At 73.0% G+C, this 13,329-nt stretch carries 13 protein-coding genes; 10 read left to right on the top strand and 3 right to left on the bottom strand.

The window, feature by feature from the left end:
- Together GRC12_RS16905 and GRC12_RS16900 are read left to right on the top strand one after the other, a co-directional pair.
- A partial coding sequence (locus tag GRC12_RS16905) for an arginase family protein (protein WP_208780114.1) occupies window positions 1-705 on the top strand: 705 nt, incomplete at its 5' end.
- A 40-nt stretch (window positions 706-745) separates the two neighbouring features.
- On the top strand, window positions 746-2,674 hold the full coding sequence (locus GRC12_RS16900) for a DUF5107 domain-containing protein (RefSeq protein ID WP_208780113.1): 1,929 nt from the start codon (window positions 746-748) through the stop codon (window positions 2,672-2,674).
- A gap of 21 nt (window positions 2,675-2,695) precedes the next feature.
- Here the strand turns inward: GRC12_RS16900 and GRC12_RS16895 are convergent, their stop codons facing one another.
- Entirely contained in the window at window positions 2,696-3,043 is a 348-nt protein-coding gene (locus tag GRC12_RS16895; RefSeq protein ID WP_133041839.1) for a VOC family protein, read from the bottom strand.
- A gap of 122 nt (window positions 3,044-3,165) precedes the next feature.
- On the opposite strand from GRC12_RS16895, the gene GRC12_RS16890 reads away from it, so the two are divergent.
- The gene (locus tag GRC12_RS16890) at window positions 3,166-3,711 is read left to right on the top strand and encodes a phage holin family protein (protein WP_208780112.1); all 546 of its coding nucleotides are present in this window, start codon (window positions 3,166-3,168) and stop codon (window positions 3,709-3,711) included.
- A gap of 24 nt (window positions 3,712-3,735) precedes the next feature.
- The gene (locus GRC12_RS16885) at window positions 3,736-4,761 is read left to right on the top strand and encodes an SDR family oxidoreductase (protein ID WP_208780111.1); all 1,026 of its coding nucleotides are present in this window, start codon (window positions 3,736-3,738) and stop codon (window positions 4,759-4,761) included.
- Window positions 4,762-4,776: 15 nt separating this feature from the next.
- Here GRC12_RS16885 and GRC12_RS16880 read toward each other — a convergent pair whose 3' ends face one another.
- Together GRC12_RS16880 and GRC12_RS16875 are read right to left on the bottom strand one after the other, a co-directional pair.
- The gene (locus GRC12_RS16880) at window positions 4,777-5,868 is read right to left on the bottom strand and encodes an enolase C-terminal domain-like protein (protein ID WP_208780110.1); all 1,092 of its coding nucleotides are present in this window, start codon (window positions 5,866-5,868) and stop codon (window positions 4,777-4,779) included.
- Between the two features lie 15 nt (window positions 5,869-5,883).
- Window positions 5,884-6,843: an LLM class F420-dependent oxidoreductase gene (locus GRC12_RS16875; protein WP_208780109.1), complete on the bottom strand. Its 960-nt coding sequence runs from the start codon at window positions 6,841-6,843 to the stop codon at window positions 5,884-5,886.
- A gap of 147 nt (window positions 6,844-6,990) precedes the next feature.
- Here GRC12_RS16875 and GRC12_RS16870 point away from each other — a divergent pair, with 147 nt between their 5' ends.
- From GRC12_RS16870 to GRC12_RS16845, 6 genes are read left to right on the top strand one after another with little or no spacing between them, the layout of a single operon-like run.
- Window positions 6,991-8,886 carry an NAD(P)/FAD-dependent oxidoreductase gene (locus tag GRC12_RS16870; protein WP_208780108.1) on the top strand — a complete coding sequence of 632 codons (1,896 nt, stop codon included), beginning with the start codon at window positions 6,991-6,993 and terminating at the stop codon, window positions 8,884-8,886.
- Window positions 8,883-10,739 carry a transketolase gene (locus tag GRC12_RS16865; protein ID WP_208780107.1) on the top strand — a complete coding sequence of 619 codons (1,857 nt, stop codon included), beginning with the start codon at window positions 8,883-8,885 and terminating at the stop codon, window positions 10,737-10,739. Before GRC12_RS16870 ends, GRC12_RS16865 begins: the two co-directional genes overlap by 4 nt.
- Entirely contained in the window at window positions 10,736-11,665 is a 930-nt protein-coding gene (ligD, locus tag GRC12_RS16860) for a non-homologous end-joining DNA ligase (RefSeq protein ID WP_208780106.1), read from the top strand. The genes GRC12_RS16865 and ligD overlap by 4 nt, the downstream gene beginning before the upstream one ends.
- A 46-nt stretch (window positions 11,666-11,711) precedes the next feature.
- A complete protein-coding gene (locus tag GRC12_RS16855; protein WP_208780105.1) occupies window positions 11,712-12,068 on the top strand; it encodes a gas vesicle protein in 357 nt (118 codons plus the stop codon).
- 52 nt (window positions 12,069-12,120) lie between these two features.
- Window positions 12,121-12,558 (top strand): gas vesicle structural protein GvpA, encoded by a 438-nt coding sequence (locus GRC12_RS16850; RefSeq protein ID WP_208780104.1) that lies wholly within the window; start codon window positions 12,121-12,123, stop codon window positions 12,556-12,558.
- Window positions 12,555-13,325, top strand: a complete 771-nt coding sequence (locus GRC12_RS16845; RefSeq protein WP_208780103.1) for a GvpL/GvpF family gas vesicle protein — start codon at window positions 12,555-12,557, stop codon at window positions 13,323-13,325. The genes GRC12_RS16850 and GRC12_RS16845 overlap by 4 nt, the downstream gene beginning before the upstream one ends.
- The last annotated feature ends 4 nt before the right edge of the window (window positions 13,326-13,329 follow it).

Genomic DNA, 13,329 nt, shown 5'->3' with positions numbered 1-13,329 from the left:
GTCTTCAACGCGGCCGCCATCGCCTCGTACACCGTCCGGCTGGCCGACCGGATCGAGCGGCACGTCCGCGCCGGTGACTTCCCGGTCGTCCTCGGGGGTGACTGCTCCATCCAGCTCGGCGCCTCCCTCGCGCTGCGCCGGATCGGACGGTACGGACTGGTCGCCGTCGACGCCTCCCCGGACTTCCGGCATCCCGGCAACTCCGACCGGATCGGCGCGGCGGGCGGCGAGGAGGTCGCCCTCGCCACCGGGCGCGGACAGGACGACCTGACCGACCTGGAGGGGCTGAAGCCCTATCTGCGGGACGAGGACGTGCGGTTCTTCGGGATCCGGGACTGCTTCGAGACGGACCGGGCCGAACTGGCCGCGCTGAAGATCCCGGTGGTCACCGTCGGGGACATCCGGGAGTGGGGCGCCGACGCCCTCGCCCGGGCCACCGCCGAGGCATTCGCGGTTCCGCAACTTGGCGGCTTCTGGGTGCACCTGGACGCCGACGTCCTCGACCCGTCCGTCATGCCCGCCGTCGACAGCCCCGACCCGGACGGCCTCCTGCCCGGCGAACTCGTCGCCCCGCTGCGGCCGTTGCTCGCCTCCCCGCACTGCGTCGGCCTCAACATCACCATCTACGACCCCGACCTGGACCCGGAGGCGACGGCGGGCGCGCTGCTCACCGACGTCGTCGTGTCCGCCTTTGCGGAATCCTGACCGGTACCTCCCCTGGCCAGCTCCCCGGTGAGCGGCTTCCATGGTGATCGTGACGACGATCCGACGTGAGGTACTGACCCTGCCCGCAGCGGAACCGGGCCCGGACAACCCGCTGCCCCCACTGCGGCCGCTCCACGAGGTTCATCGCATCGACGACCGGGACCGCGACGACCTGCTCCCGGATATCGCCCGGCAGGCGGGTTACGGGCCGCTGCGCGGTATCCTGCCCGTCCGGGTCCGGGACGGGTACGGCCGATCGCGCCGCCCCCGCGAGATCGACGCCCTCGTGATCGAGAACGACCGTCTGCGCGCCACCGTCCTGCCCGGCCTCGGCGGCCGGCTCGCCTCCCTGGTCCACAAGCCCACCGAGCGTGAACTCCTCTACCGCAACCCGGTGTTCCAGCCCGCGAACTTCGCCCTCAACGGAGCCTGGTTCTCCGGCGGCGTCGAATGGAACATCGGCGCCACCGGCCACACCACCCTCGCCTGCTCCCCCCTGCACGCGGCCCGTGTCCCGGCCCCGGACGGCACCGAGATGCTCCGCCTGTGGGAGTGGGAACGCCTGCGCGACCTGCCCTTCCAGGTCGACCTCTGGCTCCCGGACGGCTCCGACTTCCTGTACGTCGGCGTCCGCGTCCGCAACCCGCACGAGCGGCCCGTGCCCACGTACTGGTGGTCCAACATCGCGGTCCCGGAGGAGCGCCGGATCCTGGTCCCGGCCAAGGAGGCCTGGCGGTTCGGGTACGAGCGGCGCCTGCGCAAGGTGCCCGCGCCCTCGAACGCCGAGATCCGCCAACACCCCCACGCGGTCGACTACTTCTACGACCTGCCCGACACACGACGCCGCTGGATCGCCGCCCTCGACGAGGACGGACACGGGCTCGTGCAGACCTCCACGGACGTGCTGCGCGGACGCAAGCTGTTCCTCTGGGGACAGGGCCCCGGCGGACGCCGCTGGCAGCAGTGGCTCACCGAACCCGGCACGGGCGGCTACCGCGAGATCCAGGCCGGCCTCGCCCGGACCCAGCTGGAGCACGTACGGCTGGATCCGGAGAGCGAGGTGTCGTGGCTGGAGGCGTACGGCCCGCTGAGCTCCCCGGAGACGGCCGACGCGGCGGAGGCGGGCCTGGAAGCCGCCCTGCCGCGCGCCGAGGTCGACGCCGCGTACGCCGCCCGGAAGCCGTACGCCGACGCCGAACCCGGCGAGGTCCTCGCCACCGGATCCGGCTGGGGCGCGCTCGAAGTGCTGCGCGCCGACTGGAAGTTGCCCGGCACGCCCTTCGACGAGGACACCCTCGGGGAGGCTCAGGCGCCCTGGCTGCACCTGCTGCGCGCCGGGTCCTTCCCCGAGCCACGGCGAGTGCGGCCGCCCGGCGCGACGCTGGTCGCCCCGCACTGGCGGGACATGCTGGAGACCGCGCCCGCGACCCCGCTCACCGAGTACCACCTGGGTGTCGCCCAGTGGCACGCCGGCGACCGGGCGCAGGCCGTGCGCAGCTGGGAGCGGGCCCTCGAACTAGCCCCGTCGCTCTGGCCGTTGCTGCGCTGCCTCGCCGTCGCCGACCAGGACGACGGGTACCACGAGCGGGCCGCCGACCGGTACGCCGAGGCCTTCGACGACCTGTGCCACGAACGGCGCGACAACGGCGAGTCGTGGACGGCGGCCACCGCGGCGCTGGGCCGCGAGGCGATCGACGCCCTGCTCGCCGTGCACCGGACCGCCCGGGCGCGCTCGGTGTGGGACCGGCTGCACCCGGCGACGCGGGCACGTGGCCGGTTCCGGCTGACCGAGGCGCGGCTGCTGCTCGCAGAGGGGCACCCCGAGGAGGCGCTGGACCTCTTCCGGGCCGGCTTCGAGATCGCCGACCTGCGCGAGGGCGAGGAGTCGATCGGCCGTCTGTGGGCGCGGCTGACCGACGAGCCGCTGCCCGCGCACTACGACTTCCGGATGCGGCCGGAGGAGAGCTGAGACCCGCGACCCGGGCCGCGGCTACGCGTTGCGGTCCACGTACTCGTACACCGTGCCGTCCGGGTGCATCGCGATCAGGTTGCGGCCCCCCGGGGTCGTCACCGGGCCCGCGACGATGTGGGCGCCGAGTTCCGTCAGCACCCGGTGGGCCTCCTCGACGTCCTTGACGGCGATCGTCGCGGCGACCTTGCGCAGCGCCTCCAGCTCGGACTCGGGCCCGCTCATCAGCAGGAAGCAGCCGACCGCGGCCGCCTGCACGCCGGCGCGTTCGAAACGGAGGGCTCTGCTGCCCGCGAGCCGCTCGTAGAACGGCACCGCCCTCTCCAGGTCGTCGACGCAGATCCGCAGCGTGGCTCCCAGAATGTCCATGCCCAAGAGCCTAGTTGGGGCGGCGGGAGGAGGTGATCCGTTCCCCTGATCACCGGCGCGGTCCCCGGCGGCTTCCCGTGCGCGAGGCGTTATGCGTACGTCCGTACGGGTACTCGGCGGCCATGGAAGGCTTGGATCATCTGGAGCATCTGGACAAGCACCTGGTCGACGAGCTGGCGCAGGTGGCACGCGAGACGGTGCGTGACGAACTGCGCGAACAGACTCGCAAGCAGCGCCGTACGGCCATGCTGTACGCCGCGTCCGGAGCCGTCGCCCTGTACGCGGGCGCGGCCGTCGCCCTCGCGGTGGGCCTGGCCCTGGCCATCGGTCTGCCCGACTGGGCCGCCGCGCTGATCACCGCGGCCCTCCTCGGCGTCGTCGCCTACGTCCTGCGCGGCATGGCCCACCCGTCCGGGTCCCGGCCGACGCCGGAGCGCGAGGCCGAACTGACGGCCGCCGGACAGGGCGACCGGGCGTTCGGCGCGCCGGCGCCGGTCGCCCCGCCGACCGGGGGCGGAGCGCCCGTTCCGCCGATGCCGCCCGTCGCACCGGGCGGAGCGGCCGGAGCGGCCGGCGCCCCTGTCGTGGGCGAACCGGGCACCGCGACGGGCTCCCCGGCACCGCGCCAGGACGACATCGACCCCGAGCTGCCGCACCACCGGGCGTGATGCGTGGTGCGTAAGCGCTGGGGAATGCCGGTGCCGCGCGGCCGCAGGGCCGTCGTCGTGACCGGGGCCAGCGGCGGTGTGGGCCGGGCCACGGCGGTGGCCTTCGGTGCGAAGGGCGACCGGGTCGCCCTGCTGGCCCGGGGACGCGAGGGCCTGGCCGCGGCCGCCGACGAGGTGCGGCGCGCCGGGGGCGAGGCCCTCGTCGTGCCGGTGGACGTGGCCGACGCCAAGGCCGTCGACGACGCGGCCCAGCAGGTCGTCGACACGTTCGGACAGATCGACGTCTGGGTCAACAACGCCTTCACCGGGGTGTTCGCACCGGTCACCGAGATCACGGCGGACGAGTTCCGCCGGGTGACCGAAGTGACGTACCTGGGTTACGTGTTCGGCACGCGGGCCGCGCTGCGGCACATGCTGCCGCGGGACCGGGGCACCATCGTGCAGGTCGGCTCCGCGCTCGCCTACCGCGGGATCCCGCTGCAGTCGGCGTACTGCGGGGCCAAGCACGCCATCCAGGGGTTCAACGAGTCGCTGCGGTGCGAACTGCTGCACAGCGGCACCGGCGTCCGTACCACGATGGTGCAGATGCCCGGGCTCAACACCCCCCAGTTCGACTGGGTGTTGAACCGGATGCCGGGCAAGGCGCGGCCCGTCGCGCCGGTGTACCAGCCGGAGGTGGCGGCGCGGGCGATCCTGCACGCGGCCGCGCACGGACGGCGGCGCGAGTACTGGGTCGGCGGATCCACGGTGGCCACCCTGCTCGCCAACGCGGTGGCGCCCGGGATCCTGGACCGCTATCTGGCGCGGACCGCGTTCGACTCCCAGCAGGAGGAGGGCGAGCACGGCGGGCCGAGCAATCTGTGGGCGCCGGTGGACGGCGTGCACGGGCGGGACTTCGGGGCGCACGGGCGCTTCGACGACGAGGCGGTCGACGACAGTCCGCAGGACTGGGTGTCCCGCAACCGGTCCCGGATGGGCGCCGGACTGGTGGTCGCGGGCCTGGGCGCCGCGGTGACCACCGGGCTGCGCCGCCGCGGCCGCCAGGGCTGACCGCACGGATCAGCGTCAGCCCACCCGGTAGTCCTCCACCTCCTCGGTGCGCAGCGTCAGACCATGGCCCACCCCGCACAGCGGCCGCACCGTTCCGCCCGTCGGGTCCAGGGCGCCGTCGAAGAACATGTCCTCGATGCGGACGTGGTCGTGGAACCACTCCATGTGCCGGATGTTGGGCAGCGCGGCGGCCGCCGCCGCGTGGGCGTGCGGGGCGCAGTGCGTGGACACCTCCAGCCCGTGGGACTGGGCCAGGGCGGCGGCGCGCAGGAACTCGGTGATGCCGCCGCAGCGCGTGGCGTCGATCTGCAGGCAGTCGACGGCGCCGGCCGCGATCATCCGGGCGAAGTACTGCAGGTCGTAGCCGTACTCGCCCGCCGTCACGTCGACGACCAGCGCGTCCCGGACCAGCCGCAGACCCCTCAGGTCGTCCGAGGACACCGGTTCCTCGAACCAGCCCACCCCGTGCTCGGCGAGCGCGTGGCCGACCCGTACCGCCTGTTTGCGGGTGTAGGCGCCGTTGGCGTCGACGTACAACTCGGCCTCGTCGCCGATGATGTGGCGGGCGGCCCGGACACGGGCCAGGTCGCGATGGACCGCCCGACCCCAGCTCTCCCCGATCTTGATCTTGACGCGCGGGATCTGCTGCCCGTGCACCCAGCCGCCGAGCTGCGCCGCGAGATGCGTGTCGTGGTACGTGGTGAAGCCGCCGCTGCCGTAGACCGGGACCCGCTCGTGGCAGACGCCGAGGACTCGGGCGAGGGGGAGTTCCAGCAGGCGGGCCTTGAGGTCCCACAGGGCGATGTCGAGCGCCGAGATGGCGCCTCCCGCGATGCCCTGCCGGCCCGCGTTGCGCACCGAACGGCACATCGCGTCGTGCACGGCGGGGATGTCGAAGGGGTCCCGCCCCTCGACCAGCGGGGCGAGGTCGTCGCGCAGGAAGTCACCGACCGCCGGCGGGCCGTACGTCCAGCCCGTGCCGGTCGCGTCGCCCGCGCTCACCTCGGCGATCACGACGGTCGTGGAGTCCCAGGCCAGCGTGCCGTCGGCCTCGGGCGCGTCGGTCGGCACCGTGTAGACGGAGACGACGGGTCGGTGGAGTTTCATCGCCGCCACCCTGGGTCAGGACTGCTGGAGCTGCGGCAGCACCTTCGTACGGTAGAAGTCGAAGAAGCCGCGCAGGTCGGGGCCGATCTGGTTGACGTAGACGCGGTCGAAGCCGGCGTCGGCGAACTGCCGCAGTTCGGCGACGTGTTCGTCGACGTCGTCGCCGCACACCCGGTTCTCGCGCACCATGTCCTCGGTGATGAGCTGCTGCGCCTGCTCGAAGTGCTTGGGGGAGGGCAGGACCTGGCTCAGCTCGCCGGGCAGCTGCTCGTTCGCCCACAGCCGGTGCACGGTCCGTACCGCCTCGTCCCTGTCGAGGTCGTAGCAGACCTTGGTGCCGCCGCTGACCAGCTTCCCACCGCCCCCGCCCTTGCGGTACTGCTCCACCATGGAGGCGTCCGGCATCATCGTGATGTAGCCGTCGCCGACCCGGGACGCCAGCTGGGTGGCGGCCGGTCCGAAGCCGGAGACGTCGATCGGCACGGGTTCGTCGGGGACGGTGTAGAGGCGGGCGTTCTCCACCGTGTAGTGCGGGCCGTGGTGGTTGACCTCCTCGCCGGTGAACAGCCGGCGCATCACCTGGATCGCCTCCTCCAGCATCTCCAGGCGCACGTGGGCGGGCGGCCAGTGGTCACCGAGGATGTGCTCGTTGAGCGCCTCGCCCGAGCCGAGGCCCAGCCGGAAGGCGCCGTCGGTCATCACCGCGCTGGTCGCCGCTGCCTGCGCCACCACCGCCGGATGCATCCGCACGGTCGGGCAGGTCACGGCCGTCTCGACCGGCAGCGACACGGCCTCGGACAGCGCGCCGATCACCGACCAGACGAACGGGCTCTGGCCCTGCTCGTCGTTCCACGGGTGGTAGTGGTCAGAGATCCACAGCGCCTGGAACCCGGCCTGTTCGGCCATGCGCGCCTGCTCGATCAGCTCGGCGGGACCGTACTGCTCGCACGAGAGGAAGTAGCCGTACTCGGGCATGGGGGGGTTGCCTCCGCGACGTCGGCGGTTGGTGTCCCGGGCCGGGTACCCGGCGGCCGGAGGGGAAACCGGCGCACGTTTGGCGGGCCTGACCAGGGGGACGCGGAAGTTTCCGTACGACGCACGCGACAGCGCCGGAGGCGAACCGTGGCTCGACCCCGCATCGTGATCGTCGGCGCCGGCTTCGCCGGCTACCAGACGGCCCGCACCCTGTCCCGGCAGATGCGGCACAACTCCGACGTCACCCTGCTGAACCCGACCGACTACTTCCTGTACCTGCCCCTGCTGCCCCAGGTCGCCGCCGGGATCCTGGAGCCGCGCCGGGTGACGGTCTCCCTCTCCGGCACCCTGCCGCACGTCCGGCTGGTGCTCGGCGAGGCCGACGGGATCGACCTCGACGGACGGACCGTGCACTACACGGGACCCGAGGGCGAGAGCGGGACCCTGAGCTACGACCGGCTGGTGCTCGCCGCCGGCAGCGTCAACAAGCTGCTGCCGATCCCGGGCGTGGCCGAGCACGCGCACGGCTTCCGCGGGCTGCCCGAGGCCCTGTACCTGCGCGACCACGTGACCCGGCAGGTGGAGCTCGCCGCGTCCGACGACGACCCGAAGACCTGCGCCGCGCGCACCACCTTCGTGGTCGTCGGGGCGGGCTACACCGGCACCGAGGTCGCCGCGCAGGGGAAGCTGTTCACCGACGCGCAGGTCCGCAAACACCCCTTGCGCAAGGGGATACGGCCGCGCTGGCTGCTCCTCGACATCGCGAAGCGGGTGCTGCCGGAACTCGACGAGCGTCTCTCGCGCACCGCCGACTCGGTGCTGCGCGAGCGGGGCGTGGACGTGCGGATGGGCACCTCGGTGAAGGAGGCCACGCACGACGGAGTCCTGCTGACGGACGGGGAGTTCGTGCCGACCCGCTCACTGGTGTGGTGCGTGGGCGTACGGCCGGATCCGCTGGCCGACTCGCTGGGGCTGCCCATGGAACGCGGCCGGCTGCTCGTCGACCCGCACCTGCAGGTGCCGGGCCGGCCCGAGCTGTTCGCGGCCGGGGACGCGGCGGCCGTGCCCGACCTGGAGAACCCCGGCCAGTACACGCCGATGACCGCGCAGCACGCCTGGCGGCAGGGCAAGGTGGCCGGGCGCAACGTGGCCGCGTCCCTCGGCTTCGGCGAGCGGCACGCCTACCGCCATCGCGACCTGGGGTTCGTCGTGGACCTGGGCGGGGTGAAGGCCGCCGCCAATCCGCTCGGCGTCCATCTGTCCGGGCCGCTCGCCGGTGCGGTCACCCGGGGCTACCACCTCGCCGCGATGCCCGGCAACCGCGTCCGGGTCGCCGCCGACTGGTTCCTGGACGCCGTACTGCCGCGCCAGGCCGTCCAGTTGGGCCTCGTACGCTCCTGGTCGGTCCCGCTGGACACCGCCTCCCCGGAACTGGCCCGAGTGGCCGGCCGCCCGGACCGCCGGCAGGACACCGCGCCCCACTCCGGCCCGGGCGCGGCAACGGCGCAGGACACCGGCACGGCTCCGGACCCCGAACCCGCCGAGGGGCAGGCGGGCGCGCCTGAGCCGGCGAAGATCCGGCCCGGGGGTGAGGCGGCCAAGAGTCAGCAGGGCGTCGAGCCAGCCAAGGGTCAGCCGGGCACCCCCGAGTCGGCCACGAACCAACCGGGCGAGGAGCCCGCCGAGGGTCAGCTGGGCGGCCGTGAGCCAGCGAAGAACCAGCCGGGCGGTGAGCCCGCCAAGAACCAGCCGGGCGGTGAGCCCGCCAAGAACCAGCCGGGCGGTGAGCCCGCCAAGAACCAGCCGGGCGATGAGCCCGCCAAGAACCAACCCGGTCCCGGACCTGCCGAGGGCCGACCCGGTAGCGCCGGACCCGCGCAGGGCCAGGGCCGGCCCGGATCCGGACTCGCCCAGGGGCAGGGTCGGCCCGGCGCCGATGACCTGTCGGTGCCCGGGCCGGCCGCGGGTGCTCGCGGCGGGGAGCCGGAGCAGGGGCCGGGGCCCGTCAAGCGTTCCGACGCCTCCGCGGAAGGAGACTCATGAACACCGCCGAACTCGTAGAGCTGGGCCAGCAGTTGCGCGTGGACAGCGTGCGCGCCTCGGCCGCCGCCGGGTCCGGGCATCCGACGTCCTCGATGTCAGCCGCGGACCTGATGGCCGTGCTGATCGCCAACCACTTCCGGTACGACTTCGAGCGTCCCGCCCACCCCGCCAACGACCGCTTCGTGCTGTCCAAGGGCCACGCCTCACCCCTGCTGTACTCCGTCTACAAGGCGGTCGGCGCCGTCGACGACGAGGAACTGCTGACCTTTCGCAAGCTCGGCAGCCGCCTCGAGGGCCACCCGACCCCGCGCCAACTGCCGTGGGTCGAGACCGCCACCGGCTCGCTCGGCCAGGGCCTGCCCGTCGGTGTCGGCATCGCGCTGGCCGGCAAGCGCCTGGACCGCACCGGCTACCGCGTCTGGGTGCTGTGCGGGGACAGCGAGCTGGCCGAGGGGTCGGTGTGGGAGGCGGCCGAGCAGGCGGCGTACGAGAACCTCGACAACCTCACCGCGATCGTCGACGTGAACCGGCTGGGACAGCGCGGCCCCACCCGGCACGGACACGACCTCGACGCCTACGCCCGCCGCTTCCAGGCGTTCGGCTGGCACACCGTCGAGGTGGACGGCCACGACGTCGACGCGATCGACCGGGCCTACGGCGAGGCCGTCTCGACGTCCGGTCAGCCCACGGCGATCCTCGCCCGCACCCTCAAGGGCAAGGGCGTGGAGTCCGTCCAGGACCGCGAGGGCCTGCACGGCAAGCCGCTGCCGGAGGCCGAGGAGGCGATCGCGGAACTCGGCGGACCGCGCGACATCCGCGTCCGGGTGAACGAACCGCCCGCCGCCCGCATGCTGCACTCCGTGCCCGCCGGGAGCCTGGAGCTGCCCCGCTGGGAGCCGGGGTCCGCCGACGAGGGCGTCGCCACACGCAACGCCTTCGGACAGGCGCTGGCCGCCCTCGGCGGCGGACGCGGCGACGTCGTCGCCCTCGACGGCGAGGTCGGCGACTCCACGCGGACCGAGTTCTTCGCCAAGGAGTACCCCGACCGCTACTTCGAGTGCTACATCGCCGAGCAGCAGATGGTCGCCGCGGCCGTGGGACTGGCCTCGCGCGGCTGGGTGCCGTACGCCTCCACCTTCGCGGCCTTCCTGACGCGCGCCTACGACTTCGTGCGGATGGCGTCGATCAGCGGCGCCGGCATCAACCTCGTCGGCTCGCACGCGGGCACCGCGATCGGGCAGGACGGTCCCTCCCAGATGGGCCTTGAGGACCTGGCCATGATGCGGTCGGTGTACGGCTCGACCGTGCTGTACCCGTGCGACGCCAACCAGACCGCGCAGCTGGTCGCCGCCATGGCCGGCCTCGACGGCGTCCGCTACCTGCGCACCTCGCGCGGCGAGAGCCCGGTGATCTACGGGCCCGACGAGGAGTTCCCGATCGGCGGCAGCAAGGTGCTGCGCTCCTCGGACCAGGACCGGCTGACGATCGTCGCGGCGGGGGTCACCGTGCAGGAGGCGCTGACGGCCGCCGACGCGCTGGAGCGGGACGGCATCCGGGCCCGGGTCGTCGACCTGTACTCGGTCAAGCCCGTCGACCGGCGGACCCTGCGGCAGGCCGCCGAGGACACCGGATGCCTCGTGACCGTCGAGGACCACCACGAGGAGGGCGGCATCGGCGACGCCGTCCTGGACGCCTTCCTCGACGGGCGGCCGGTGCCGCGCCTGGTGCGTCTCGCGGTGCGCGACATGCCGGGCTCCGCCTCGCCCGAGGAGCAGCTGCACGCGGCCGGCATCGACGCCGAGGCGATCGCGGCCGCCGGGAAGCTGCTGGTGGAGGAGGCGGTCGTACGGTGAGCGACGACGGCGTACGGACCGTACGGGCCGGGCGCCGCACGGTGCGGGTGCACCGGCCGGACAAGGTGCTCTTCCCGGGGGACGGCGGGGCGAAGGAGTACACCAAGGGCGACCTGGTCGACTACTACCGCTCCGCCGCCCCGTTCCTGCTGCCGCACCTGCGGGGCCGTCCGCTGATGCTGGAACGGCATCCCGACGGTGTCGAGGGTCCGCGGTTCATGCAGAAGAACACCCCGGAGAACTACCCGGAGTGGATCACCCGCGTCGAGTTGGCCAAGGAGGGCGGCACCGTCTGCCACACGGTGTGCGACGACTCCGCCACCCTCGTCTACCTCGCCGACCAGGCCTCGATCACCCTGCACCGCTGGCTGTCCCGGGTGGGCAGCGTGGAGCGGCCCGACCGGATGGTCTTCGACCTGGACCCGTCCGGCGACGACTTCACCGCGGTACGGGAGGCCGCCTCGCTGCTCGGCGAACTCCTCGACGAGCTGAAGCTCCCCTCGGCGCTGATGACGACCGGCTCGCGCGGACTGCACGTGGTGGTGCCCCTCGACGGGCGGCACGACTTCGACGAGGTCCGCGCGTTCGCCCGCGAGGCCGCCGACACCCTGGCCGAGGCCCACCCCGACCGGCTCACCACCGCCGCCCGCAAGAAGGACCGCGGCGACCGCCTCTACCTGGACGTGGGCCGCAACGCCTACGCCCAGACCGCCGTCGCCCCGCTCACCGTCCGCGCCCGGCCCGGCGCGCCCGTGGCGACCCCCATCGACTGGAGCCAGCTGGACGACCCGGACCTCTCCGCCCGCCGCTGGACCATCGCCGACGCCCTTGAACAGGTCCGCCGCGATCCCTGGGCCGGCATCAACCGCAGGACGCGGGCGCTGGGACCGGCCCGGCGCAGGTTGGACGCGTTGCGCGGCGCCTGAAGGTTTGGCCACTGATATTGCGGCCACCCGCAGACAAGAGGTGGCCATGTCTGACACAAAAGACCCACAAGAATCCCAGAATTCTCAGAAGTCACAGAATTCGGACAAAGGGAAGGGCGGGGCGAGCAAGCGGCCGGGCCCCGTGCAGGTGCTGCGCGACGCGCGTACGCAGCTCGCGGAGCTGACCGGTATGGAGGCCGAGAGCGTCTCGTCGTTCGAACAGACCGAGGACGGCTGGTCACTCGAGGTGGAGGTCCTCGAACTGGCCCGGGTGCCGGACACGATGAGCCTGATGGCGAGCTATCAGGTCGAACTCGACCCCGACGGCCAGCTGACCGGTTACCGGCGCGTCCGCCGCTACGAACGCGGGCGGGCCGACGCACACAGGTCGGGGGGCCGTTAGGCCGCCGACCTGCTCACACACTCGAAACCACAGACAAGGAGGCGCGGTCGGCATGACCGTTGTCCCGGCACAGCAGACCGGCGGTGGGGGCGGTTCCAGTGGCCTCTACGACGTTCTGGAACTCGTCCTCGACAGGGGTCTGGTCATTGACGCGTTCGTACGAGTCTCTCTGGTCGGCATCGAGATCCTGAAGATCGACGTACGTGTCGTCGTGGCCAGCGTCGACACCTACCTGCGCTTCGCCGAGGCGTGCAACCGGCTCGACCTGGAGTCCGGTCCGCACAAGAGCCCCGGCCTGCCCGACCTGGTCGGCGAGATGACCGAGTCCGGCGCGCAGGGCAAGTCCAAGGGCGCACTCTCGGGGGCCGCCGAGACCATCTCCGGCGCCTTCAAGGAGGCACGTGGCGAAGGGGGCCGTGAGCGGGAGACCGAGTCCCGGCCGCGCGCCCGCAAGAGCACCTCCTCGCGCAGGAAGGAGGACGACGAGTGAGCACGTACGTCTACGGCATCACCGCGAGTTCGCACCCCGCTCTCCCGAAGGACCTCGCCGGTGTGGGCGACCCGCCGCGCCCGGTGCGGATCCTCGAGGCGGGCGAGCTGACGGCCGTCGTCAGCGACGCGCCCGAGGGGCTGCGCCCCAAGCGCAAGGACCTGCTCGCCCACCAGACCGTGCTCGCCGAGGCGGGCGCGGCCGGGGTGGTGCTGCCCATGCGCTTCGGGAGCGTCGCCCCCGACGACGACACCGTCACCAGCGTCCTGAGCGAGCGCGCCGACCACTACAAGGAGCGGCTGGGCGCGCTGGAGGGCAAGGTCGAGTACAACGTCAAGGCCACCCACCAGGAAGAGGCCGTACTGCACCTGGTGATGTCCGCGAACCCGGACATCCGCGCCATGACCGAGGCCAACCGCCAAGCCGGCGGCGGCAGTTACGACGACAGGCTGCGCCTCGGCGAGATGGTGGTCGCCGCCGTCAAGGCCCGGGAGAGCGAGGACGCGGACGCGGTGCGCAGCGCCCTGGAGCCCGTCGCCTCGGACGTCAGCGTGGGCCCCGAGTCCACCGGCTGGCTGGTCAACGTCTCCTTCCTGGTGGACCGCGACTCCGCCGACCGGTTCCTGACCGAGGTGGAGAAGGTCCGCGCCGGCCACCCGCACATCGAGCTGCGCGTCAACGGCCCGCTGCCGCCGTACAGCTTCGTCGAACCGGGCCCCGCCGAGCACGCGGGCACGGCGGCCGGTCCGGGAGTCGCCCAGGAGTGAGGTC

The organism is Streptomyces griseorubiginosus, assembly GCF_017614965.1.
In the GTDB taxonomy this organism is placed as follows: domain Bacteria; phylum Actinomycetota; class Actinomycetes; order Streptomycetales; family Streptomycetaceae; genus Streptomyces; species Streptomyces griseorubiginosus_B.
The sequence above is the reverse complement of the archived record's forward strand: the minus strand, read 5'-3'. Positions and strand labels throughout refer to the sequence as shown.

Excerpts from the sequence above, each read along its gene's own strand:
- GRC12_RS16900 (WP_208780113.1), top strand. The coding sequence starts at position 746 with ATGGTGATCGTGACGACGATCCGACGTGAGGTACTGACCCTGCCCGCA.
- GRC12_RS16895 (WP_133041839.1), bottom strand. The coding sequence starts at position 3,043 with ATGGACATTCTGGGAGCCACGCTGCGGATCTGCGTCGACGACCTGGAG.
- GRC12_RS16890 (WP_208780112.1), top strand. The coding sequence starts at position 3,166 with ATGGAAGGCTTGGATCATCTGGAGCATCTGGACAAGCACCTGGTCGAC.
- GRC12_RS16885 (WP_208780111.1), top strand. The coding sequence starts at position 3,736 with ATGCCGGTGCCGCGCGGCCGCAGGGCCGTCGTCGTGACCGGGGCCAGC.
- GRC12_RS16880 (WP_208780110.1), bottom strand. The coding sequence starts at position 5,868 with ATGAAACTCCACCGACCCGTCGTCTCCGTCTACACGGTGCCGACCGAC.
- GRC12_RS16875 (WP_208780109.1), bottom strand. The coding sequence starts at position 6,843 with ATGCCCGAGTACGGCTACTTCCTCTCGTGCGAGCAGTACGGTCCCGCC.
- GRC12_RS16865 (WP_208780107.1), top strand. The coding sequence starts at position 8,883 with ATGAACACCGCCGAACTCGTAGAGCTGGGCCAGCAGTTGCGCGTGGAC.
- GRC12_RS16855 (WP_208780105.1), top strand. The coding sequence starts at position 11,712 with ATGTCTGACACAAAAGACCCACAAGAATCCCAGAATTCTCAGAAGTCA.
- GRC12_RS16850 (WP_208780104.1), top strand. The coding sequence starts at position 12,121 with ATGACCGTTGTCCCGGCACAGCAGACCGGCGGTGGGGGCGGTTCCAGT.